At 61.8% G+C, this 21,591-nt stretch carries 19 protein-coding genes; 9 read left to right on the forward strand and 10 right to left on the reverse strand.

The features are described 5' to 3' along the window. Positions 1-124: 124 nt before the first annotated feature. From osmF to D7S44_RS02220, 4 genes are read left to right on the forward strand one after another with little or no spacing between them, the layout of a single operon-like run. Positions 125-1,039 (forward strand): glycine betaine ABC transporter substrate-binding protein OsmF, encoded by a 915-nt coding sequence (osmF, locus tag D7S44_RS02205; protein WP_120451620.1) that lies wholly within the window; start codon positions 125-127, stop codon positions 1,037-1,039. A 3-nt stretch (positions 1,040-1,042) separates the two neighbouring features. Then, positions 1,043-2,224, forward strand: coding sequence for an ABC transporter permease (locus tag D7S44_RS02210; protein ID WP_120451622.1), 1,182 nt, complete (start codon positions 1,043-1,045; stop codon positions 2,222-2,224). Then, on the forward strand, positions 2,211-3,146 hold the full coding sequence (locus tag D7S44_RS02215; RefSeq protein WP_120451624.1) for an ABC transporter ATP-binding protein: 936 nt from the start codon (positions 2,211-2,213) through the stop codon (positions 3,144-3,146). Before D7S44_RS02210 ends, D7S44_RS02215 begins: the two co-directional genes overlap by 14 nt. Continuing rightward, complete coding sequence (locus D7S44_RS02220) at positions 3,146-3,877, forward strand: ABC transporter permease (protein ID WP_120451625.1); 732 nt, start codon at positions 3,146-3,148, stop codon at positions 3,875-3,877. Before D7S44_RS02215 ends, D7S44_RS02220 begins: the two co-directional genes overlap by 1 nt. A 165-nt stretch (positions 3,878-4,042) precedes the next feature. On the opposite strand, the gene D7S44_RS02225 is transcribed toward D7S44_RS02220, so the two are convergent. After that, positions 4,043-4,783: a MerR family transcriptional regulator gene (locus D7S44_RS02225; RefSeq protein ID WP_120451627.1), complete on the reverse strand. Its 741-nt coding sequence runs from the start codon at positions 4,781-4,783 to the stop codon at positions 4,043-4,045. Between the two features lie 152 nt (positions 4,784-4,935). Here D7S44_RS02225 and D7S44_RS02230 point away from each other — a divergent pair, with 152 nt between their 5' ends. Continuing rightward, on the forward strand, positions 4,936-5,499 hold the full coding sequence (locus D7S44_RS02230) for a helix-turn-helix domain-containing protein (RefSeq protein ID WP_120451629.1): 564 nt from the start codon (positions 4,936-4,938) through the stop codon (positions 5,497-5,499). Next, entirely contained in the window at positions 5,496-6,014 is a 519-nt protein-coding gene (locus D7S44_RS02235) for a GNAT family N-acetyltransferase (RefSeq protein ID WP_120451631.1), read from the forward strand. Before D7S44_RS02230 ends, D7S44_RS02235 begins: the two co-directional genes overlap by 4 nt. Before the next feature lie 8 nt (positions 6,015-6,022). On the opposite strand, the gene D7S44_RS02240 is transcribed toward D7S44_RS02235, so the two are convergent. From D7S44_RS02240 to D7S44_RS02255, 4 genes are all read right to left on the reverse strand, one after another. Beyond that, positions 6,023-7,294, reverse strand: a complete 1,272-nt coding sequence (locus D7S44_RS02240; RefSeq protein WP_120451633.1) for a histidine-type phosphatase — start codon at positions 7,292-7,294, stop codon at positions 6,023-6,025. A 24-nt stretch (positions 7,295-7,318) separates the two neighbouring features. Continuing rightward, positions 7,319-8,677, reverse strand: a complete 1,359-nt coding sequence (locus tag D7S44_RS02245) for an MFS transporter (RefSeq protein WP_120451635.1) — start codon at positions 8,675-8,677, stop codon at positions 7,319-7,321. 105 nt (positions 8,678-8,782) lie between these two features. Continuing rightward, positions 8,783-9,592: an inositol monophosphatase family protein gene (locus D7S44_RS02250; RefSeq protein ID WP_120451637.1), complete on the reverse strand. Its 810-nt coding sequence runs from the start codon at positions 9,590-9,592 to the stop codon at positions 8,783-8,785. A gap of 123 nt (positions 9,593-9,715) precedes the next feature. Continuing rightward, on the reverse strand, positions 9,716-10,699 hold the full coding sequence (locus D7S44_RS02255; RefSeq protein ID WP_120451639.1) for a LacI family DNA-binding transcriptional regulator: 984 nt from the start codon (positions 10,697-10,699) through the stop codon (positions 9,716-9,718). Between the two features lie 182 nt (positions 10,700-10,881). Here D7S44_RS02255 and dinG point away from each other — a divergent pair, with 182 nt between their 5' ends. After that, on the forward strand, positions 10,882-13,059 hold the full coding sequence (gene dinG / locus D7S44_RS02260) for an ATP-dependent DNA helicase DinG (RefSeq protein ID WP_120452841.1): 2,178 nt from the start codon (positions 10,882-10,884) through the stop codon (positions 13,057-13,059). 55 nt (positions 13,060-13,114) lie between these two features. Continuing rightward, positions 13,115-14,083: a DNA-binding protein YbiB gene (gene ybiB, locus D7S44_RS02265; protein WP_120451641.1), complete on the forward strand. Its 969-nt coding sequence runs from the start codon at positions 13,115-13,117 to the stop codon at positions 14,081-14,083. A gap of 1 nt (position 14,084) precedes the next feature. On the opposite strand, the gene D7S44_RS02270 is transcribed toward ybiB, so the two are convergent. From D7S44_RS02270 to hutH, 3 genes are all read right to left on the reverse strand, one after another. Beyond that, entirely contained in the window at positions 14,085-15,236 is a 1,152-nt protein-coding gene (locus D7S44_RS02270) for a M20 aminoacylase family protein (RefSeq protein ID WP_120451643.1), read from the reverse strand. A gap of 177 nt (positions 15,237-15,413) precedes the next feature. After that, complete coding sequence (gene hutU / locus D7S44_RS02275) at positions 15,414-17,099, reverse strand: urocanate hydratase (protein WP_120451645.1); 1,686 nt, start codon at positions 17,097-17,099, stop codon at positions 15,414-15,416. A gap of 10 nt (positions 17,100-17,109) precedes the next feature. Then, positions 17,110-18,669, reverse strand: a complete 1,560-nt coding sequence (gene hutH, locus D7S44_RS02280) for a histidine ammonia-lyase (RefSeq protein ID WP_120451647.1) — start codon at positions 18,667-18,669, stop codon at positions 17,110-17,112. Between the two features lie 264 nt (positions 18,670-18,933). Here hutH and hutC point away from each other — a divergent pair, with 264 nt between their 5' ends. Continuing rightward, a complete protein-coding gene (gene hutC, locus D7S44_RS02285; RefSeq protein WP_120451649.1) occupies positions 18,934-19,689 on the forward strand; it encodes a histidine utilization transcriptional repressor HutC in 756 nt (251 codons plus the stop codon). Here the strand turns inward: hutC and D7S44_RS02290 are convergent. Beyond that, entirely contained in the window at positions 19,673-20,212 is a 540-nt protein-coding gene (locus tag D7S44_RS02290; protein WP_120451651.1) for a HutD/Ves family protein, read from the reverse strand. The two genes, hutC and D7S44_RS02290, sit on opposite strands and share 17 nt — an antisense overlap. Further along, complete coding sequence (locus D7S44_RS02295; protein WP_120451653.1) at positions 20,209-21,564, reverse strand: formimidoylglutamate deiminase; 1,356 nt, start codon at positions 21,562-21,564, stop codon at positions 20,209-20,211. The genes D7S44_RS02290 and D7S44_RS02295 overlap by 4 nt, the downstream gene beginning before the upstream one ends. Between the last annotated feature and the right edge of the window lie 27 nt (positions 21,565-21,591).

Raw genomic sequence — 21,591 nt, forward strand, 5'->3', positions numbered from 1 at the left:
CGATAACGATATGAAAAAGTTGAGGCGTAACCGTTCACGCTTCAGGCAATGTGTTACGCGATGCATGACGAAACGACTATTCTCTATAAGCACCTCACAAATAACCGAATTAAAGGAACACCTTATGGCAAGGTCTGGTTTTCTGGCATTGACGGCAGCCGCGCTGCTGCTGGCAACAGGCGCGGCGCAGGCCGCCGACCCCGTGCGCGTGGGGTCGAAAATCGATACCGAAGGTTCGCTGCTGGGCAATGTGATTTTGCAGGTGCTGGAGAAGCACGGCGTCAAGACGGTAAACAAAATCCAGCTCGGCACCACGCAGGTGGTACGCGGCGCGATTACCGCGGGCGAACTGGATATCTATCCTGAATATACCGGCAACGGCGCCTTCTTTTTCAATGACGAAAAAGACCCGGTCTGGAAAAACGCGCGTCAGGGCTACGAGAAGGTGAAAAAGCTCGACGCCGAAAAAAATCAGCTGGTATGGCTGACCCCTGCGCCCGCGAATAACACCTGGACCATCGCGGTGCGCCAGGATGTCGCGCAGCAGAACAAGCTCACTTCTCTTGAGGATCTCAGCCGCTACCTGAAAAAAGGTGGCACGTTCAAACTGGCAGCCTCGGCGGAATTTATCGAGCGCGGCGACGCCCTGCCAGCCTTTGAAAAAGCCTATGACTTTAAGCTGACGCAGAGCCAGCTGCTCTCGCTGGCGGGCGGCGATACGGCGGTAACCATCAAGGCGGCGGCGCAGCAGACCTCCGGCGTCAACGCGGCGATGGCTTACGGCACCGATGGCCCGGTCGCGGCGCTGGGCCTGCAAACCCTGAGCGATCCCAAAGGCGTACAGCCCATCTATGCGCCAACGCCGGTGATCCGCGCTGCCGTGCTGAAAGCTTATCCCGATATCGACAGCTGGCTGAAACCGGTCTTCAGTAAGCTGGATGAGAAAACGCTGCAGCAGCTTAACGCGAAGATCGCGGTAGAGGGCCAGGACGCCAGCAGCGTGGCGAAAGCGTGGCTGCAGCAGCAGAAGCTGCTGTAAGCCATGGCGCTATCGCGGGAAGCGATGCTGCCAGCGCGCCGCCAGCCGGTGGCGCTGCTGCTGCTGCTGTTGTTAAGCCTGGCGCTCTACTGGCTGCCGTTTCTCAGCTACGCCCCGAATCGACTGGTCTCCGGCCAGCCGTTGATGCTGGGCCAGGTGAGCGACGCCGGATGGCTGGCGCTGCCGCTGGCGGCGCTCTGGCTGCTGCTGTGGGCGCGTCCGACGCGGGCGCCGCTGGCGCTGATGCTGCTCGCCTGCGACGCGCTGCTGACCGGCATGGTCTGGCTGAGCGGACATGAGGCGGCGCGACTGGCGGCGCAGGGCAGTGCCCTGGCGCGAACCAGCTTCGGCAGCGGCTTGTGGCTGGCGTGCGGCGTCACGCTGCTGCTGGGCGCGGAGCTGGCGCGCAACCTGACGCGCAATAACCTCTGGCGGCTATTGCTCAATCTGCAGATCTGGCTGCTGCCGCTGCTGATGCTGTTCAGCGGCGAGCTCAACGCGCTGTCGCTGCTGAAGGAGTACGCCAACCGACAGGCGGTGTTCGACGCGGCGCTGACGCGGCACCTGACGCTGCTCTGCGGCACGCTGCTGCCCGCGCTGCTGATCGGCCTGCCGCTCGGCGTCTTGCTCTACCGGCGTCCGGCGTGGCAGAGCGGCGTCTTCAGCGTGCTGAACGTTATCCAGACCGTGCCGTCGGTGGCGCTCTTCGGCCTGCTGATCGCGCCGCTGGCCGGGCTGGCGAAATCCTTTCCCTGGCTTAAGGAGTGGGGCGTCAGCGGCATCGGCATGGCCCCGGCGCTGATCGCGCTCACGCTCTACGCGCTGCTGCCGCTGGTGCGCAGCGTGGTGGCCGGACTGCAGCAGGTGCCGCGCGACGTGCGCGAAAGCGCGCGCGGCATGGGCATGGGCCAGCTGCAGCGCTTTTTTGCCGTCGACGTGCCGCTGGCCTTGCCGGTGTGGCTCGCCGGACTGCGCGTGGTGGTGGTGCAGACGCTGGGCATGGCGGTTATCGCCGCGCTGATCGGCGCAGGCGGTTTCGGCGCCATTATTTTTCAGGGATTGCTCAGCAGCGCGCTCGATCTGGTGCTGCTCGGCGTGATCCCGGTGATTGCGCTGGCGGTGGCGATCGATGCGCTGTTCCGCCTGCTGATTTCCCTGCTGGAGAGAACCCATGATTCACTTTAACGGCGTCAGTAAATACTTTGGCGGCAAAGCGGCGGTCAAAGATCTGACGCTACAGATTGGTGAGGGTGAGTTCAGCGTGCTGCTCGGCACCTCTGGTTCCGGCAAATCAACCACGCTGAAGATGATCAACCGGCTGGTGGAGTATGACGAGGGCGAAATACGTTTCGCTGGCGAGTCGATCCGCCAGCTCGACGCGCGCGATTTACGTCGGCGCATGGGCTACGCCATTCAGTCGATCGGCCTGTTTCCCCACTGGACGGTAGAGAAGAATATCGCCACCGTACCTGCGCTGCTCGGCTGGCCGAAGGCCCGCATTCGCGCGCGGGTTGAGGAGCTGCTGACGCTGCTCAGCCTGGATGCGCATCTGGCGCGTCGTCTGCCGCATCAGCTTTCCGGCGGACAGCAGCAGCGCGTCGGCGTCGCACGCGCGCTGGCGGCCGATCCCGAAGTCTTGCTGATGGATGAGCCCTTCGGCGCACTCGATCCGGTTACGCGCGGCGCGCTGCAGCAGGAGATGCTGCGCATTCACCGCCTGTCGGGCCGCACTATCGTGCTGGTGACGCACGATATCGACGAGGCGCTGACGCTGGCGGATAACATTGTGCTGATGGATAACGGCGAGATCGTTCAGCAGGGCAAACCCGCCGCGCTGCTGACGCAGCCGAAAAACGCGTTTGTGCAGGACTTCTTTGGCAGAAGCGAACTGGGCGTGCGGCTGCTGTCGCTGGGCCAGGTCGGCAACGCGGCGCGGCGCGGCGAGTGGCTGGAGGGCGAGCCGCTGAATGCCGCCCAGTCGCTGCGCGAAGCGCTGTCGCAGTTTATCGCCCGGCGCGCCGATAAGCTGCCGGTGGTGGATGAGCGCCAGCAGCCGCTGGGCGTGCTCTACTTCAGCGATTTGCTGACCCTGCGCGAGGGACCATGATGCGCTGGCTGAAAGATCCGCTGCTGTGGCTGATTATGCTGTTTATCGCTCTGCTGGTCGGCTTGCCCTACAGCGGGCCGCTTTTTGCCTGGTGGTTTCCCGAGCAGGCGCGCCCGCTCTACCAGCAGGAGAGCTTTTTACAGCTGGCGCTGGCGCATCTCTTTCTGGTGATTACCGCCAGCGTGCTGGCGTTGTTGATCGGTGCAGGCGGCGGCGTGCTGGTCACGCGCCGCGCGGGGCGCCGCTTTCGTCCGCTGGTGGAAACCATCGTGGCGGCCGGGCAAACCGTTCCGCCGGTGGCGGTGCTGGCGATTGCGGTGCCGGTCATGGGGTTCGGCGCCTGGCCAGCGGTCGTGGCGTTGCTGCTCTATGGTCTGTTGCCGATTTTACAGGGCACGCTGGCCGGACTGGACAGCGTGCCCGCCAGCAGCAGGGAGATCGCCGACGGGGTCGGCATGAGCGCATGGCAGCGTTTGTGGCAGGTGGAGCTGGCGCTGGCTGCGCCGGTGATTCTGGCTGGCGTACGCACTTCAGTGATCGTCAATATCGGCACGGCAGCTATCGCCTCGACGGTGGGCGCGGAAAGTCTCGGCTCGCCAGTGATTATCGGTCTGAGCGGCTTCAATACCGCCTACGTCATTCAGGGGGCGCTGCTGGTGGCGCTGCTGGCGATTGTCAGCGATCGCCTGTTTGAGCGCCTGCAGCGCTGGCTTAGCGTGAGTGGAGAATAAGGGTGTAGCCGACCAGCATCAGCCCGCCGGTGCCGCCGACGGCCATAATGAAAAACAGCGTTGCGAAGAAGATTTTTTGCCAGTTCATGCGAAAACCTGATTGAAGCCCGAAAGCCGGGGATAATAACGCGGGCAGGGCGAGGCGAAAAGGGCCCTGCGTGCGTTTTACTGAAAGCGCGTTTCGTGCGCGCGGATGGAAAAGCCCTGTTCCTGCCAGTGCGTCAGCTGCTCCTGCTGGCGACGAGTCAGTTTTTTGCCGGTCCAGACAAAAATGGTCTGACCGGGAAAAAGCTCAGGACGCGGCAGATCCAGCGGCTCCGCCAGCACGTCCAGCCGCCAGCCTTCCTGGGCGAGGCGCCAGGCTTCCAGCCAGATACGGGTGCGATCTTCCACCGCCCAGCCGAGGATCAGCGCGTCTTTACCCGCTTTCTTGCGGCTGGCAGCAAGACAGAAGGCGACGTAGTCAATCAGCGCGCCATCCAGCAGGCTGCTCATCACGCGCGCGGTGTTCTGATCCAGCCCAAGTTTCTGCCGCACCGGCATAATCACGTGATCGATAAGCGCGTCTACCGGGTTTTCCCGTCCAAGCGCCGCAATTTTGGCACGCAGCTTTGAAGGCTTGACGTGACGCAACACGCTCATCAGCTCTTCCTGCAGATTGACCCAGCCGTCATGCACGTTCAGGCTTTCGCCTTCGAGCAGCGCTTTAACTTTGCCCACCGGCACGCCGCTTTCGATCCAGCGTTTAATTTCTTCGATGCGCTGAACATCCTCGTCATCAAACTGACGATGTCCACCCTCCGAGCGCTGTGGCTTTAGTAAGCCATAACGCCGTTGCCACGCGCGCAGCGTGACTGGATTTATTCCACAGCGTTCGGCAACGTCACCGATACTGTAAAAGGCCATAACTTCCCCAAACTTCCTGACCGCAATCAGATAACCTTAACCAACAGGATCAACTTGTACAAATGTTTTTTAAATGTACAAGTTGACGGTAAAGCCAGTTTCACGCTAAATCTCATATATGAGAATTAATTCCCTAACGTGAGAGGTTAGTCGTGCCAACTGAAGATACCGAACAGCGCCTCGCGGCTCGCCTTGCAGAACTTCGCGTTCAACGCGGCTGGTCGCTTGATGAACTCGCCACGGCGACCGGCATCAGCCGCGCATCATTGTCGCGTATTGAGCGCAGCGAAACCAGCCCTACGGCTGCGTTATTAAACCGTTTATGCGTCGCCTATGGTCTTACCATGTCGCGCCTGCTAAGTGAAGTGGAAGAGGGCGTTGATCTGTTGCTGACGCCGGAGCAGCAGCCGCTATGGCGCGACGATGCCAGCGGCTTTGTGCGCCGCAACGTCTCGCCGCCAGCGCCCCATTTCCGTGCGGAGCTGGTTGAAGGCCAGCTGCGTCCCGGCGCGCGCATCGACTATGACGCGCCGCCCGTTCAGGGGCTGGAGCAGCACATCTGGCTGCAGCAAGGCGGGCTGACCATCACCATGGACGGGCAGAGCTGGACGCTGCAGACGGGCGATTGCCTGCGCTTTCATCTGACTGGCCGCTCCGCGTTTGAAGCGCACCTCATCGACGGCGCACGCTATGTGCTGGTGGTATGCAAACCATGACGACATATGAATGGATTGACGCCGCTCAGGCGCGGCAGCGGTTACTCTCTCTCAGCGATGTGCTGCTGGCGTGCGTGGCGGACGGCGCCAGTATCGGCTTCACCGATCCGCAGGACAGCGCGGTGGCCGAGCGTTTCTGGCAAAGCCGTGCAGCCAGCCTCGCTCCCGGCGAGAATGAACTCCTTGTTGCCTGCCAGCACGGCAGGGTCGTCGGTACCGTGATGATTAACGCGGCGGGGATGCCTAACGGCCGTCACCGCGCGGAGATCAGCAAGCTGCTGGTGCATCCGCATGCCCGACGTCAGGGCATTGCGCGCCAGCTGATGCAGCAGGCCGAACAGCGGGCGCAGACGCTGGGTAAAACCTTGCTGGTGCTTGATACCCGCAGCGGCGACGTCGCCAGCCACCTCTATCTTTCTCTGGGCTGGCAGATAGCCGGATCGATTCCCTGCTACGCCGAGTCAGTCACCGGCGAGCGGGAGGCGACGACGGTGATGTTTAAGCAGTTGGCTTAACTGGACGCTCAGGGGAGATCGTAGCTGACCGGCGTAACAGCTTTCCGATCAATCTCCCTGCCCAGGGCGCGTACCGCGCTACGCAGCGGGCAGAGTGTGCCGACCGGCGTCACGCGACAGTCCGCCTGTCGCCACTCTTCGCGCAGCAGCGGATGCGTCGCATCGATCGGCTGCAGGCGACGCAGATCGTCCAGACTTTGCGCCTGAAAGTAGACGCGTAAAAAACGCTCACCGCTGACCTTATCGCGCCAGCGCTCAACAACCAGACTGCTGCCGGGCGGGATATTGCCGCGTGTGTAGCCGGGCAGCGTCCAGCTAAAGTTCATCAGGGTGCGCACCATGGCGATATTGGTATCGTGAGCGACCAGCAGCAGCCAGCGCGCGTCCGGCGTGGCGTCGCGCCCTTCTGCAGCCGCCAGCATTGCGTTGAGCAGGATAGAGGCGCGCTTCTGCGCGGTGTAGAGCACGTCGTTGCTGAGGTCGTAGTTCACCGTCAGCAGCGGCAGGATGGCGCTGATTTGCTCTGCGCGGGTGATATTGCCCCAGGCGATCTGGCTGAACGGCAGGTTTTCGCTCCAGCCCAGGCGAAGCGTCTCCGCCATATTCGCCAGCACACTCAGGCCAGCAATATAGGTTTTGCCGCTCTTGCTCTGGCGGATCTGCCAGGGCTGATCGAATAGCGCGCACTGCGCGTCAGAGAGGCATACCGCCTGTTTTAACGCCTGGATGGCAGGCTTCAGCTTCTGCCGTAGCAGCGGCAGATCGCCCGCTTTCGCCGCTACTGCCGCCTGCTGCCGCGCAGGATCGGGAGTGGTCGCGGCAAAGGCGTCGGTCTGGAACAGCGGATCGTTTTCGCCCGCGACATGATGCACGGTGACGCCGCAGCCGGGAAAGGCACCGTCGACCAGCGCTTCCGCAGTGGCGCGGGTGCGCTGCAGCGGACTGGCCCGGACATAGATATCCTGCGGCTGCGGGCAGCCATCCGTCAGCAGGCCGAGCTGGCGATAGTGTTCGCCTTCCCAGCGCCCTTTATTGAGCACCGCCGCGTAACCGTGGCCGGTCAGCTCGCCGTCGCGCGTGGTCCAGACCGCCCATGGCCGCTGCGTGGCGGCTTCGATCTCATGGCGATTGCCCGGCGTCGGTGGACGAACGCCGTGGCGGCTCAGCTCCACAACCTTTTCCAGCTGATAGTCCGGTTGCGCAGCGGCCTGCGCCGCGTTGAAACAGAGGGCGCAGGCGAGAAGCAGGCGCGCCGCCACCTGATGTCTGGCTGTCATCATATGTTTTTCCTTAAAAGGGAGAGGCTAAGATGAAAAGGAGGTGCGCTGTTCGATAGCGTGACGTCGCGCAACAATAGCGGCCGTGACGAAACATAACAGCGCTGAAACCAGGCCCGCGGCGACCCAGAACAGGGATAACGTATGAAAATCATAGAGGATTTTATTATTCTCCCGCAGCGAGGTCTGGTCGATAATCATGCCGGTGAGAAACTCGCCCAGCCCGGCACCCGCATAGCTGGCGATGCCGATAGTGCCCAGTGCGGCGCCGGCAGCTTTTTTCGATGAAATATCGACAGCAATCAATCCACCAAGAAAACAGGTCAGCGCGCCGATAGTCGCGCCAAAGATAACCATCGACAGAATATCGGTGTAATAGTTATGCGGTGACCAGAGCATGAGCGCGAAGCCGAGCGTGTTGAGCAAACTGATAAAACCGGCCATCACGCTGCGATTGCGCGGAAAAAAACGATCCGACAGCATACCAGCCATAATCGTGCCGATAATACCCGCGATGGCATTGACGCCGATAATGCCAGAGGCTTCAACAGTGGTATAGGCCTTGCCCTGCTGGAGAAAGAAAATCCCCCATGAATTAACGGCATAGCGATCGATATACATAAAGGCGGAGGCGAGCGCCAGCGTCCAGAGCGCAGGGTTACGCAGGGCGAAAAGCTGGTTTTTAAATACCGAACCCTTGTTATCATCGCCTTCGTGCGGCTCGTCGCTCAGCGTCTGAATCGACGGAAAACCGCAGCTTTGAGGCGAATCGCGCATAAACAACAGCATGATGACGATGCCTGCCGCGCCAAGCGCTGCGGTGGAGAGATAGCCCATATGCCAGCCGTAACCGGCGATTACCGCAGCGATGACCATATAGGTCAGGGCTTCGCCAATGTTGTGCGCGGTAGACCAGATGGCGTAAAAAGTGCCGCGCTCTTTATTACCGTACCAGCGCGCCAGCGAGACAGCGCAAGGCCCGACGCCCATAGACTGCGCCCAGCCGTTTATGCCCCAGAAGATCGCCAGCAGCATGGCGTTAGTGGTCAAGCCCATCATCAAATTCATCGCTGCGCTAATCAGCAGGCCCAGACTCATAAAGCGAACAACGTTGGCATGGTCGGCAAGGAAACCATTAACCAGCTTACCGATGGCGTAGCTAAAAAAGAGGGCGGAACCGATCATGCCCAGTTCAGAAGGGGAGAGGCCCAGTTCCACCAGGGCGCTTTTCGCCACGGTAAAGGAGAGCCGACACACGTAGAAGGTGACATAGGCAGCCGTCATCGCCAGAAAAGTTTGCCAGCGAACGAAGCGAAAACGTTCTGCGTTCAGGGGCGCGGCGTGCTTCGCCGGGGCCGCCCGGAAAAAACCGATCAATCCGTACATTATCCTGTCTCCGTAGGGTAGAGGCGTGTCTGATAAATCTGTCATCCCTGAAAGCGAATCCCGGTATAGCGTGCGTATATCATTTACGGAAAGATGTGCCGCAGGTTAGTCGAGGTTTTTCTTAACCCATTGTTTTAACTGCGGGTAAAGCGTTTTGCTCGCCAGCAGAACAGGGTTCCCGCGCTTAATGCCGTCCTCTGCGAGATAGGGATTAGTCAGGCCGCCCGCCTCGCGCATTAACACGATGCCGGGCAAGCCATCCCAGGGATTCATATGAGGCTCGTAGTAGCCAATGAGACGACCCGCTGCTGCCCATGCGCTCATCAGCGCGCCTGAGCCGTTGCGGACAAACATGCCGTCCTGTTGCAGCAGAGCGTCGAGAAAGGGCAGAAACTCGGCGACCGTGACCCGGTGCGATGTACCCACCCCCATCACGCCATCCGCGACTGTTTCGGCCGGATGAGGCGTTATGGGACGATCGTTTAGCCAGGCGCCACTTCCTTTGCAGGCGTGAAACAGCTCGCCGTGATTAGGATCGTAAACGACGCCTATCACCGGCTCGCCGTCGATTATGACCGCCAGCGAGAGGCACCAGGTGTGCAGGCCGTTGAGAAAGCTGCTGGTGCCATCGATGGGATCCACCACCCAGAGCACCCGCGCCCCATCTTGAGCGAATCCGCTTTCCTCACCTAAAAAACCATCTTCAGGAAAGCTCTGCGCAATACGTGATTTCACCAGCGCTTCTACTTCGCGATCGGCCAGGCTGACGACATCCTGCGCATCCTCGCCCTTATGATCGACAGGCAGTTCTTCGCGTTTCTGGTAGTACTCGAAAGCGAGTCTGCCGCCTGTTTCCGCCAGCTCGCAGGCAAAGCGGTAACGGTTTAACCGTTCACTGTTGTCAGAATGATGCATCAACACTCCTTTTTGCACACGTGTGCATTTGAAGGGAAAAAATTAACCCCGCAGGGCTGGCATGAGTGTGAAGGGGCGTAATCGATTAGTCTGTGACCGACGCCGCATAAAATGAATCTTCCATTATGCACTGCGTCGAACGATTAATTTCACGGGTACGGCGCGCTGGCGCGGCGGCAGATCGAACTGAGCGATGCGCGTGAGCAGCAGATCCACAGCATGCCGGGCAAGGAGCGCAGTATCCTGCTGAACGGTTGTTAGCTGATACGGATCCCATGCCGCCTGAGGAATATCATCGAAGCCGGTAACGGCGGGACGCGAAGCGTGAGCCTTTAGTCCGTCGATAGCCCCCAGCGCCAGCATATCGGTAGCGCAGACCAGAACCTCCAGATCGGGCTGCTCTTCACACAGTTCACTAGCAGCAGCGCGTCCGGCCTCATAGCCGCCGCCAGGGAAAAATCGCGTAGCGACAAGGCGATCGCCCAGTAATTTTTTCAGCGCCTGATAGCGTTGACTGGTACTAAAATGGTGAGCATCTTCGCCAATAAAACCTATCTTTCGCCAGCCGCGATTTGTGCAGTGCTGCGCAATCAGGTGCGCGCCCTGGCTGTTATCGCTGGCGACGCGGTCGCAGCCCGCTAAATCGGCATGTCGATTTATCAGCGTAACAGGGATTTTGCGCGCCAGATACTCTTCCGCCAGCGAGAGTGGCGGCGCGCCTGATGTGATAATGACGCCAGCGACGTGATAGCTCAGCAACTGTTTCAGCGAGGGCGCCAGCTGTTGCGGATCGTCCGCATTCATCAGCAGCGGAATAAGGCCATGCAGCGCCAGCTGATGCACGAGCGGCGCGAGGAGTTTACTGCGAAAAGGGTTATCGAAGCCTGCAGTTACGATGCCGATAAAATTGCTGCTGCCGGTATTCATGGCGCGGGCGATGATATTGACCTGATAGCCCAGCTCTTCTGCGGCGGCAAGCACCTTCTGACGCGTTTTTTCCGCCACCGATGCGCCGGGCGTGAAGGTGCGCGACACCGCAGAACGTGAGACCCCTGCCAGGCGGGCGACATCTTCCGCTTTTACCCAGTTTTTACTCTTTTCGCTCATGCCGCACCTGCGTCCGAAAGAATGGGCCTTAGCTTATGCATCTGCCGCCGCAGAATCCAGCGCTTCAGCAGAAAGGCGTTATACGGAGACGTCGAGGCGGCGCGAAAAAATGCGGCCTGTAGCTGACGCTGGCGGATTACTGTGTAAAAATACAGGCCGTTTTCACCCCGCGGTAAATGATTATGGCCCTGACAGCAGCAATAAAAAGCCAGATAGCGCAGTGGTATAAGGCGCTACAGCAGCAGGTGCCGGACTTTATTCCTCGTGCGCCGCAGCGCCAGATGATCGCCGAAGTCGCGAAATGTCTGGCGGGCGACGATGCGCGCCACCTGGCGATTGAAGCGCCGACCGGCGTCGGCAAAACGCTCTCCTACCTGATCCCCGGCATTGCGGCGAGTCGCGCCGAAGAGAAAAGGCTGATCGTCAGCACCGCTAACGTGGCGCTGCAGGATCAGATATTTACCAAAGATCTGCCGCTGCTGAAAAAGATCATACCCGATCTCACCTTTACCGCTGCGTTCGGACGCGGACGCTACGTCTGTCCACGCAACCTGGCGGCGCTGGCGGCCAGTGACGATCACCAGGGCGATCTGCTGCTCTATCTCGACGACGAGGCGGTCAGCAGCACGCAGGAGGAGCAGACGCAGTGCGCCCGCCTGGAGAAGTCGCTCGGCAGCTACGCCTGGGATGGGCTGCGCGATCACAGCGAAGAGAACATCAGCGACAGCCTGTGGCAGCGCCTCTCTACCGACAAAGCGAGCTGCCTCGGCGCGCACTGTCGCTGGTACCGTGAATGTCCGTTCTTCCTTGCCCGCCGCGAAATCGAACAGGTGGATGTGGTGGTGGCTAATCATGCGCTGGTCATGGCGGCCATGGAAAACGAGTCGGTGCTGCCGCCGCCGAAGCATCTGATGCTGGTGCTGGACGAAGGGCACCATCTGCCCGAAGTGGCGCGCGACGCGCTGGAAATGAGCGCGGATATCACGCCGGGCTGGAGCAGCCTGCAGCTTGACCTCTTTGTGCGGCTGGTGGAGGGCATTATGACGCAGATGCGCCCGAAATCGCCGCCGCCGCTCAGCAACCCGGAGCGCCTTAAAGCGCACTGCGACGAACTGCGCGAGCTGCTGACCACCCTGAGCCAGGCGCTCAATCCGCTGCTGCCCGCCGATAATCAGCCGGGCGAGTTTCGCTTTGTGCTGGGCGAGCTGCCCGAAGAGCTGCTGGCGCTCTGCGCGCGCCTCTTTAAGCTGAGCGACGCGCTGCGCGGGCTGGCGGAAGGGCTGATCAACGCCCTCAGCGAGCAGACCGGCAGCGTCGATCTGATGCGTCTGCACCGTAATTTGCTGCAGCTTAACCGCCAGTTCGGCTGGTTTGAGTCGGTCAGCAAACTGTGGCGGCTGGCGGCGATGCCGAAAGCGTCGGGCGCGCCAGTTTCCAAGTGGATTACGCGCGAGCTGCGCGAGGGGCAGGCGCATCTGCTGTTTCACTGCGCCGGCATCCGCGTCAGCGATCAGCTGGAGAAACTGTTATGGCGCAAAATCCCCCATGTTGTGGTGACCTCCGCCACGCTGCGCTCGCTTAACAGCTTTAGTCGCCTGCAGGAGATGTCGGGCCTGAACGAAAAAGCAGGCGATCGTTTCGTGGCGCTCGACTCGCCGTTCAACCACGTCGAACAGGGCAAGCTGGTAATCCCGCAGATGCGCTATGAGCCGCTGCTGGCTAACGAAGCGGAGCATATCGCCGAGATGGCGGCCTTTTTCCGTCAGCAGATGGAAAAGGCGCAGCATAAAGGCGTGCTGGTGCTGTTCGCCAGCGGCCGCGCGATGCAGCAGTTCGTCGCTCAGCTGCCGGAGTTGCGTCTGACCATGCTGGTGCAGGGCGACCAGCCGCGCTCGCGCATGGTCGAGCTACACCGTAAACGGGTGGCGAAGGGCGAAACCAGCATTTTAGTCGGCCTGCAGTCGTTCGCCGAAGGGCTGGATCTGAAGGGCGAACTGCTGAGTCAGGTGCATATTCATAAAATCGCTTTTCCGCCGGTGGACAGTCCGGTAATTTTGACCGAGGGCGAATGGCTCAAGAGCCTGAACCGTTACCCTTTTGAAGTGCAGAGCCTGCCGAGCGCCTCCTTTACGCTGATACAGCAGGTAGGGCGTCTGATCCGCAGCCATCAGTGCTACGGCGAAATCGTGATATACGATCGCCGCCTGTTGAGTAAAGCCTACGGCAGTCGCCTGCTGGCCGCGCTGCCGGTGTTTCCAATCGAACAGCCGGAAGCGCCCGCCCCGCTGAAGGTGAAAAGCGCGCCGACCCAGGCCGGTCGCAAGCGGCATCCCACCCGGCGGCCGGCGGCGAAGCGTTAACGAATTACTCTGTTTCGGCCGCCGACAGGTAGCGGCCCCTGACCGGAAGCGATGAATGGAACTGAACAACGTGATTAAAGAGATCGGGCGCGGCAAAAACCACGCGCGCGATCTTGATCTTGCCACCGCGCAAGCGCTTTATACGGCGACTCTGGCGGGCGAAGTGCCGGATCTGGAGCTGGGCGGCATTCTGATCGCGCTGCGCATCAAAGGCGAAGGCGAAGAGGAGATGCGCGGTTTCTATCAGGCGATGCAGGCGCGCATGATGTCGCTGCAGGCGCCCGCGCATCGTCCGCAGCCTATTGTTATCCCGAGCTACAACGGCGCGCGCCGTCAGGGCAACCTGACCCCGCTGCTGGCGCTGTTGCTTAACCGCCTGGGCTTTCCGGTGCTGGTGCACGGGGTTAGCGACGATCCAACGCGCGTCACCAGCGAGGCGGTGTTCGCCGCGCTCGGTATCGCGGCGCTGACGACGCAAGCGCAGACGCAGGCGGCGCTGGATAAGGGCGAACTCGCCTTTATCACCATTGACCATCTCTGCCCGCCGATGGCGAAGCAGCTTTCGCTGCGCTGGCGCATGGGAGTCCGCAGCAGCGCGCATACGCTGGTGAAGCTGGCGACGCCGTTCGGCGAACGCGAAGCGCTGCGCCTCTCCAGCGTATCGCATCCGGAATATGTGCCGCGCGTCGGTAAGTTCTTTAGCGAGATCGATGCGCCCGCGATTCTCCTGAACGGCACCGAAGGGGAAGTTTATGCAAATCCGCAGCGCTGTCCGGCGATCAGCTTTATTCCCGGCGCGGGACGCGAAGCGGAAGTGTGGGTAGAACGTCAGCCGGAGGCGTCGCTTGAGCTGCCGACTGAAAAATCAGCTGAGGTGACCGCGCGCTGGACAGAAACGGTGCTTAACGGCGAGCGCCCGGTGCCGCAGGCGCTGCGTTTGCAAATCGCCTGCTGCCTGCGCGCCAGTGGAGAGTGCGAGTCGCTGGAAGCGGGCCTGGCGCGCCTGAGCGACGCGGGGTGGTAATTTACGGCAGCGCCTCCTCGACCAGACGTTGCCAGAACGCCACGCCCAGCGGGATCAGCGCGTCATTAAAATCATATTCGGCATTGTGCAGCGGCGCGGAAGGGATAGCGCCATCCGCGCCCAGCCAGAAGTAAGCGCCGGGACAGACATCGAGCATGCAGGCGAAATCTTCCGACGCCATTGAGGGGTTCACCTGCCAGCGGACCTGCTCCTCGCCCAGCATCCGCTGCGCCGTCGCGCGCACCTGTTCAGCCGGTCCGACGTGGTTAGCGGTGACCGGATAGCCAGGGAACCAGTAGATCTCGCCGCTGACGCCGAACGGGCGCGGCAGCGTCGCGACAAACTCTTCAATCAGACCGCGTACTTTATTGCGTACGTCGGTCTGCAAACATCGCACCGTACCGCGCAGCACCAGCGTTTCCGGAATAACATTAATCGCTTCGCCGCCATGGATCTGCGTGACGCTGACCACCGCCGAGGCGAGCGGCGAAAGGCGACGCGACGGTATGGTCTGCAGCGCCAGGATCAGTTCAGCGGCCACGACCATAGGATCGGCGCCGCTCTCCGGCATCGCCGCATGGCAGCTTCTGCCGTTAAGGGTAATTTCAAAGGAGTCGAGCGAGGCCATCATGGCGCCGGGATTGACCGCCAGCGACCCGACCGGCATTCCCGGCCAGTTATGCAGCGCATAGATGGCATCCATAGGGAAACGTTGAAACAGGCCATCTTCGACCATTTTGCGCGCGCCGCCCAGATTCTCTTCGGCGGGCTGAAAGATAAAGTGCACCGTGCCGCGGAAGCGACGCGTGGCCGCCAGCTGCAGCGCCGCCGCCAGCAGGATCGCGGTATGCCCGTCATGACCGCAGGCGTGCATCACGCCCTGACGCTTTGAGCGCCATTGCGGCGCGCCTTTCTCGGTGATGGGCAGGGCGTCCATATCGGCGCGTAGCCCGATAACCGGGCCTTCGCCATTGCGCAGCGTACCGACAACGCCCGTGCCTGCCAGACCGCGATGCACCTGTAGCCCCGCCAGCTCCAGCTCCTGAGCGACCAGATCGCTGGTTTTATGCTCCTGATAACCGAGTTCCGGTTCAAGGTGAATCTGATGACGCCAGTGTTGGGCTTTGTCGAGCAGGGCAGGGGATAAGGTCATGCGGAATCGCGCTCCTGGTAATGATGAATCTCCACTGTAGTGGCAAGCCGCAGGCGCGTCTATCTTGCGGGCCAGGAATTTGGCTATAGGTCAGAACCAAAGAGCATAAGGGGCGGAGGCCCCTTGCTATACAGGCAGGCAGAGCAGGCGGGTCAGCGCCCGCCGCCCTGACGCCTTTTACTTCATCATCGGCAACTTCAGCCCGTGTTCAGCCGCACAGGCCTGTGCACGCTCATACCCAGCGTCCGCGTGACGCATTACGCCCGTCGCGGGATCGTTCCACAGCACGCGGCCCAGACGCTGATCGGCCTGCTCGCTGCCGTCACAGACAATCACCACGCCTGCATGCTGCGAAAAGCCCATGCCGACGCCGCCGCCGTGGTGCAGGCTTACCCAGGTCGCGCCGCCAGCAGTATTCAGCAGGGCGTTAAGCAGCGGCCAGTCAGATACCGCATCGGAGCCATCTTTCATCGACTCGGTTTCGCGGTTTGGCGAGGCGACAGAACCGCAGTCGAGATGATCGCGGCCAATCACCACAGGCGCCTTCAGCTCGCCGTTGCGCACCATCTCGTTGAACGCCAGCCCGGCGAGATGGCGCTCGCCCAGCCCCAGCCAGCAGATACGCGCCGGCAGGCCCTGAAAGGCGATGCGCTCCTGCGCCATATCGAGCCAGCGATGCAGACTTTTATGATGCGGAAACAGCGCCTTGAGTTTGGCGTCGGTTTTATAAATATCTTCCGGATCGCCCGACAGCGCCACCCAGCGGAACGGCCCTTTGCCTTCGCAGAACAGCGGACGAATATAGGCCGGCACGAAACCCGGGAAATCAAAGGCGTTCTCTACGCCCTCATCAAGCGCCACCTGACGGATATTGTTGCCGTAGTCCACCGTCGGGATGCCCATATGGCAGAAGTCGAGCATCGCCTGCACGTGCACCGCCATGGAGGCGCGCGCCGCTTTTTCCACCGCCTTCGGCGAACTGGCGCGTTCGGACTGCCAGCGCGCCACGTCCCAGCCGATGGGCAAATAGCCGTTCACCGGATCGTGCGCTGAGGTCTGATCGGTCACGATATCCGGTCTGAGTCCGCCTGCGCGGGCGCGTTTTACCATCTCTGGCAGAATTTCAGCGGCGTTGCCCAGCAGGCCGACGGAGATCGCTCGCTTCGCCTGCGTCGCCTCTTCAATCAGCTTCAGCGCCTCATCCAGCGTGTAGGCTTTATGATCAACGTAGCGGGTGCGCAGACGAAAATCGATGCGCGACTCCTGACACTCGATAGCCAGCACGCAGGCGCCCGCCAGCACGCCCGCCAGCGGCTGCGCGCCGCCCATGCCGCCCAGACCGGCGGTCAGGATCCAGCGTCCAGCGAGGTCACCGTTATAGTGCTGACGGCCCGCTTCGACGAAGGTTTCGTAGGTGCCCTGTACGATGCCCTGCGCGCCGATATAGATCCAGGAGCCCGCGGTCATCTGGCCATACATCATCAGCCCGGCTTTATCCAGCTCGTGAAAATGATCCCAGTTGGCCCAGTGCGGCACCAGGTTGGAGTTCGCCAGCAGCACGCGCGGCGCGTCGGCGTGGGTACGGAATACGCCGACGGGCTTGCCCGACTGGATCAGCAGCGTTTCGTCGGGTTTCAGCAGTTCGAGGGAGCGCAGGATCTGTTCAAAGCATTCCCAGTTGCGCGCCGCCTTGCCGATGCCGCCATAGACCACCAGATCTTCAGGCCGCTCGGCCACATCGGGATCGAGGTTATTCTGGATCATGCGCCAGGCGGCTTCGATCAGCCAGTTGGCGCAGTGCAGCGTGGTGCCGTGCGGCGCACGCACTTCGCGCGCCACGGCCCGGGAGAGAGTTTCGCTCATAGCAGATTCCTTATTCACCAGAAGAGACGGTCTGCTGGCTGGGCAGCAGCGCCGTGAGAAAATCGGGCCAGTCGGAACGGCTGGCCCAGAGACGCATGGCGTCGATATCGGGCGCCAGCAGACGATCTTCCTCAAGGAAGGCGACCTGCTGACGAATGCGACCAATCTCCTGCTCAAGCAGCGCGGAGCTTTGCAGCGGGCGATGGAATTCGATGCCCTGAGCCGCCGCCATCGCTTCGATGCCGACGACCGCGGCGGTGTTAAAGCACATGCTGCCGAGACGGCGCGCCGCATAGGTCGCCATCGAGACGTGATCTTCCTGGTTGGCTGAGGTCGGCAGGCTGTCGACGCTGCCGGGATGAGCCAGCGATTTATTCTCTGAGGCGAGCGCGGCGGCGGTGACCTGCGCAATCATAAAGCCGGAGTTAACGCCGCCGTCGCGCACCAGAAAGGGCGGCAGACCCGAAAGACCGGTATCAAGCAGCAGCGCCATGCGGCGCTCGGAGATCGCGCCAATCTCAGCGACGGCCAGCGCGATAATGTCGGCGGCGAAGGCTACCGGCTCGGCGTGGAAATTGCCGCCGGAGATGACGTCGCCGCTGTCGCTGAACACCAGCGGGTTATCAGAGGCGGCATTGGATTCAATCTGCAGCACGCGCGCGGCGTGGGTGAGGTTATCAAGGCAGGCGCCCATCACCTGCGGCACGCAGCGCACCGAGTAGGGGTCCTGCACCCGGCCGCAGTTAACGTGCGAGCCGAGAATTTCGCTGCCTTTGACCAGTCTCTCCACCGCAGCGGCAACGGCGATTTGGCCGCGCTGGCCGCGCGCCTGGTGGATACGCGCGTCGAAGGGTTTCAGCGAACCTTTAATCGCCTCCAGCGACAGCGCCCCGGCTACCAGTCCGGCGGCCAGCAGGTTTTCCGTCTCAAACAGGCCGCGCAGCGCCAGCGCGGTCGAGACCTGGGTGCCGTTAAGCAGCGCCAGACCCTCTTTCGGACCGAGCACAAACGGCGTCAGCCCGACGGAGGCCAGACCTTCACGTGCCGGGATCAGCGCGCCGTCGACGCGCACGTCGCCCTCTCCCAGCAGCATCAGCGAGAGATGGGCAAGCGGCGCGAGATCGCCGGACGCGCCTACCGAGCCTTTTTCAGGAATGCAGGGCATTACGCCTGCGTTAAACAGCTTCAGCAACGCCTCGATCAGCGCGATACGCACGCCGGAATGGCCGCGCGCCAGGCTGATGATTTTGGTCGCCATCACCAGGCGCGTCACGTTGTCGGGCAGCAGATCGCCCAGGCCGACGCTGTGCGACAGCACCAGGTTACGCTGCAAATCGGCAAGGCGACTGGCGGGAATTTGCGTTTGCGCCAGCTTGCCGAAACCGGTGTTGATGCCGTACACCACCTTGCCGGAGGCGACGATATCGTCCACGGTTTGCTGGGCGCGTAAAATGGCTTCCTGCGCTCGCTCATCAAGCGTCAGCGTGACGCCGCCCTGATATATCCTGCGCAGCGTGGCAAGCTCTACTTCACCGGGAACCAGGCGGATAGCCTGAGCCGAACCTGACATAGTCTACTCCTGTCTATACAAGTAAGCGCGGAAAGCAAAAACCTGAACCGGTTTCACTCTGCGCAGCGAATAAAATCGAGTGAAACACAAGTGTCTATTCTTGTCTATACAAGTGGCAAGCTATAAGCATTTGCTATGCCAGCGCGATCACAAATTAGATCGCGCGGCGGCGGTCAGAGGGCGGGGCAGAGGCGGCTGCAGATGTATATACATTTACGTGATGAGACAGTAAACTTCAGGTATTAGCGTAATAAGGAAATCAATATGGTCGAGCATTCGGCAATAGCACAGCTGGCGGCCGCGATGAGCGATGAGCCAGCCCCAATCTACCAGCGCGTGAAGCAGGCGATTATCAGCCAGATCCGCGCGGGCAGCTGGAAGGCGAACCAGCGCGTGCCGTCCGAAAGCGAACTGGTCAACGAGTTGGGCGTCAGCCGTATGACGATTAACCGCGCGCTACGCGAGCTGACCAGCGAGGGGTTTCTGGTGCGCATGCAGGGCGTCGGCACCTTCGTCGCGGAGATGAAAGGCTACACGGCGATGCTTGAAGTGCATAATATCGCGGATGAAATCACCCAGCGCGGACACCAGCATCGCTGCCAGATCCTGGCGATCGGCCAGAATAAAGCCGATCCCGAGCAGGCGGCGGTGCTTGGTTTAAGCACCGGCCAGACCATTTTTCATTCGCTGATCGTGCATTACGAAGACGACCTGCCGGTGCAGCTGGAGGATCGCCTGGTTAACCCGCTGGTGGCACCCGATTACCTGAGCCAGGATTACCACCAGCTCACGCCCTATACCTATCTGATGCAGGTTGCGCCCCTGACGGCGGGTGAGCATATCGTTGAAGCGGTGCTGCCCGATGCGCGCCAGCGTAAATATCTGTCGCTGGATGACCATGAGCCCTGTCTCCTGATCCGTCGCCAGACCTGGAGCGACACCAAAATCGTGACCTACGCCCGACTGCTCTATCCCGGCTCGCGTTATAAGCTGCTTGGCCGCTTTAAGGGACACGGCTAAGGCGCGTCAGCAGCAGCTGCGCGTCCGGCGTCGCGGGCGTCAGCTGCGTCTCCTCATCCAGCCACCATACACCTTCAGCGGCGCATAGTGGTTCGCCGTTCTCCAGCCGCCACTCACCCGCGGTAACCCAGGCGACGCCGTGCAGGCTGGCGGCCGTCTGAGCAATGACATCCACCTGCGCTTCCCAGCTGTCGCGCCGCGTCATAATGTTAAAGTCTTCGCTTTCACCGCGCAGCGCGGCGTGGATCGCCCATTCGCCGGGAAAGCGCCAGGGCTGAAGCGGTTTCAGCGTATGCGTGAGGGCGGGCGCGCTAAGCGCGACCGCGTCGCCGCGCAGCAGGGTAATCACCCGATCGATACCGGGAAAGCGCGAGAATGCGCCATCCTGGGAGAGGGTGGCGATGCTGGCGCGCCAGGCGAAATCTGCTTCGCCCGGCGGATAGCTGATGATTTCACGCGTCTCGCCGCCGCCGTTGCGCCAGCGACTGACCTGAAGGTCGGCATAACAGAAGCGCGTTCTCATCGCAGCGCCGCCATTGCCTGGCGAAACGCGGCCGCGCAGGAGTCCTCCTCCGCGTGGCGTCCCGCTTCAACCACCGCGCGACCCGCAACCCACACGTCGCGGATCTGTTCGCGGCGTCCGGCAAAGAGCCAGCGGTTAAGCAGCGCGTCATCCCCGACGCTCCCGAGCCAGGCATCCTCCGCCAGCACCAGCCAGTCCGCGCGCTTGCCCGGCGACAGCTCGCCGAGAGCGACGCCGCACGCCTGCGCGCCGCCTTGCGCCGCGCCGCGCCACAGCAGATCGCCCACAGACGGCTGCTCCGCCGTGATAATCCGGTTGCGACGACGATCGCGCAGCCGCTGACCATATTCGAGCCAGCGCAGCTCCTCCAGCGCGCTGAGCGAGACGTGGCTGTCGGAGCCTATGCCCCAGCGTCCGCCCTGGGCGATAAAACGGGTCGCCGGGAAAATGCCGTCGCCGAGGTTGGCCTCGGTGGTGGGGCAGAGCCCGGCCACCGCGCGACTGGCAGCGAGCCGCTCGATTTCGCGCGGGTCCAGATGCGTGGCGTGGATGAGACACCAGCGTGCATCCACCTCAAAGCGGTTGAGCAGCCACTCTACCGGCCGCTCGCCGCTCCAGGCCAGGGAGTCGTTGACCTCTTTTTCCTGCTCGGCGATATGAATATGCACCGGCAGGCTCTTATCGCTCGCCTCAAGCGCCTCGCGCATCTGCGCTTCGCTGACCGCGCGCAGCGAGTGAAAGCAGAGGCCGCGATTGAGCAGCGGCTTATCCCGCACTGCCTCCGCCAGCCGCTCCTGCTGCCGCAGCCAGGCGTCGGTTTGCTGAATAAAGCGTTTCTGGCCCGGCAGCGGCGGCTGCGCGCCGAAGCCACTGTGGCTGTAGAGCACCGGCAGCAGCGTCTGGCCGATACCGGCCCTGTCGGCGGCGAGCATCAGCTGCTGCAGCATATCGTCCTGCGCGTAGGGCGCGCCGCTGGCGTCATGATGCAGATAGTGAAACTCCGCCACCTGGGTATAGCCGCCTTTCAGCATGTCGATATAGAGATACGCGGCGATAGCGCCGACCTGCTCCGGCGTCAGACGCTGCACCATGCGATACATCAGGTCGCGCCAGGTCCAGAAGCTGTCCTGCGGGTCGCCCGCCACTTCTGCCAGCCCGGCCATTGCGCGCTGGAACGCGTGCGAATGCAGATTGGCGACAGAGGGGATCACCGCGCCAGGCAGCGGGATGGCGCCTTGCGGGTCGCTGTCGGGCGTGATGCTTTCAATGATGCCTGCGTCATTAACGCTAATGCGCACCTGATGTCGCCAGCCATCGGCCAGCAGCGCGCGTGGAGCAAAACAGGTTGCCATAGTTGATCCTCAACGGCTGTAGTTGTA

It is taken from the genome of Pantoea piersonii (genome assembly GCF_003612015.1).
Classification (GTDB): domain Bacteria; phylum Pseudomonadota; class Gammaproteobacteria; order Enterobacterales; family Enterobacteriaceae; genus Pantoea; species Pantoea piersonii.

Excerpts from the sequence above, each read along its gene's own strand:
- osmF (WP_120451620.1), top strand. The coding sequence starts at position 125 with ATGGCAAGGTCTGGTTTTCTGGCATTGACGGCAGCCGCGCTGCTGCTG.
- D7S44_RS02210 (WP_120451622.1), top strand. The coding sequence starts at position 1,043 with ATGGCGCTATCGCGGGAAGCGATGCTGCCAGCGCGCCGCCAGCCGGTG.
- D7S44_RS02215 (WP_120451624.1), top strand. The coding sequence starts at position 2,211 with ATGATTCACTTTAACGGCGTCAGTAAATACTTTGGCGGCAAAGCGGCG.
- D7S44_RS02220 (WP_120451625.1), top strand. The coding sequence starts at position 3,146 with ATGCGCTGGCTGAAAGATCCGCTGCTGTGGCTGATTATGCTGTTTATC.
- D7S44_RS02225 (WP_120451627.1), bottom strand. The coding sequence starts at position 4,783 with ATGGCCTTTTACAGTATCGGTGACGTTGCCGAACGCTGTGGAATAAAT.
- D7S44_RS02235 (WP_120451631.1), top strand. The coding sequence starts at position 5,496 with ATGACGACATATGAATGGATTGACGCCGCTCAGGCGCGGCAGCGGTTA.
- D7S44_RS02240 (WP_120451633.1), bottom strand. The coding sequence starts at position 7,294 with ATGATGACAGCCAGACATCAGGTGGCGGCGCGCCTGCTTCTCGCCTGC.
- D7S44_RS02245 (WP_120451635.1), bottom strand. The coding sequence starts at position 8,677 with ATGTACGGATTGATCGGTTTTTTCCGGGCGGCCCCGGCGAAGCACGCC.
- D7S44_RS02250 (WP_120451637.1), bottom strand. The coding sequence starts at position 9,592 with ATGCATCATTCTGACAACAGTGAACGGTTAAACCGTTACCGCTTTGCC.
- D7S44_RS02255 (WP_120451639.1), bottom strand. The coding sequence starts at position 10,699 with ATGAGCGAAAAGAGTAAAAACTGGGTAAAAGCGGAAGATGTCGCCCGC.
- dinG (WP_120452841.1), top strand. The coding sequence starts at position 10,882 with ATGGCCCTGACAGCAGCAATAAAAAGCCAGATAGCGCAGTGGTATAAG.
- ybiB (WP_120451641.1), top strand. The coding sequence starts at position 13,115 with ATGGAACTGAACAACGTGATTAAAGAGATCGGGCGCGGCAAAAACCAC.
- D7S44_RS02270 (WP_120451643.1), bottom strand. The coding sequence starts at position 15,236 with ATGACCTTATCCCCTGCCCTGCTCGACAAAGCCCAACACTGGCGTCAT.
- hutU (WP_120451645.1), bottom strand. The coding sequence starts at position 17,099 with ATGAGCGAAACTCTCTCCCGGGCCGTGGCGCGCGAAGTGCGTGCGCCG.
- hutH (WP_120451647.1), bottom strand. The coding sequence starts at position 18,669 with ATGTCAGGTTCGGCTCAGGCTATCCGCCTGGTTCCCGGTGAAGTAGAG.
- hutC (WP_120451649.1), top strand. The coding sequence starts at position 18,934 with ATGGTCGAGCATTCGGCAATAGCACAGCTGGCGGCCGCGATGAGCGAT.
- D7S44_RS02290 (WP_120451651.1), bottom strand. The coding sequence starts at position 20,212 with ATGAGAACGCGCTTCTGTTATGCCGACCTTCAGGTCAGTCGCTGGCGC.
- D7S44_RS02295 (WP_120451653.1), bottom strand. The coding sequence starts at position 21,564 with ATGGCAACCTGTTTTGCTCCACGCGCGCTGCTGGCCGATGGCTGGCGA.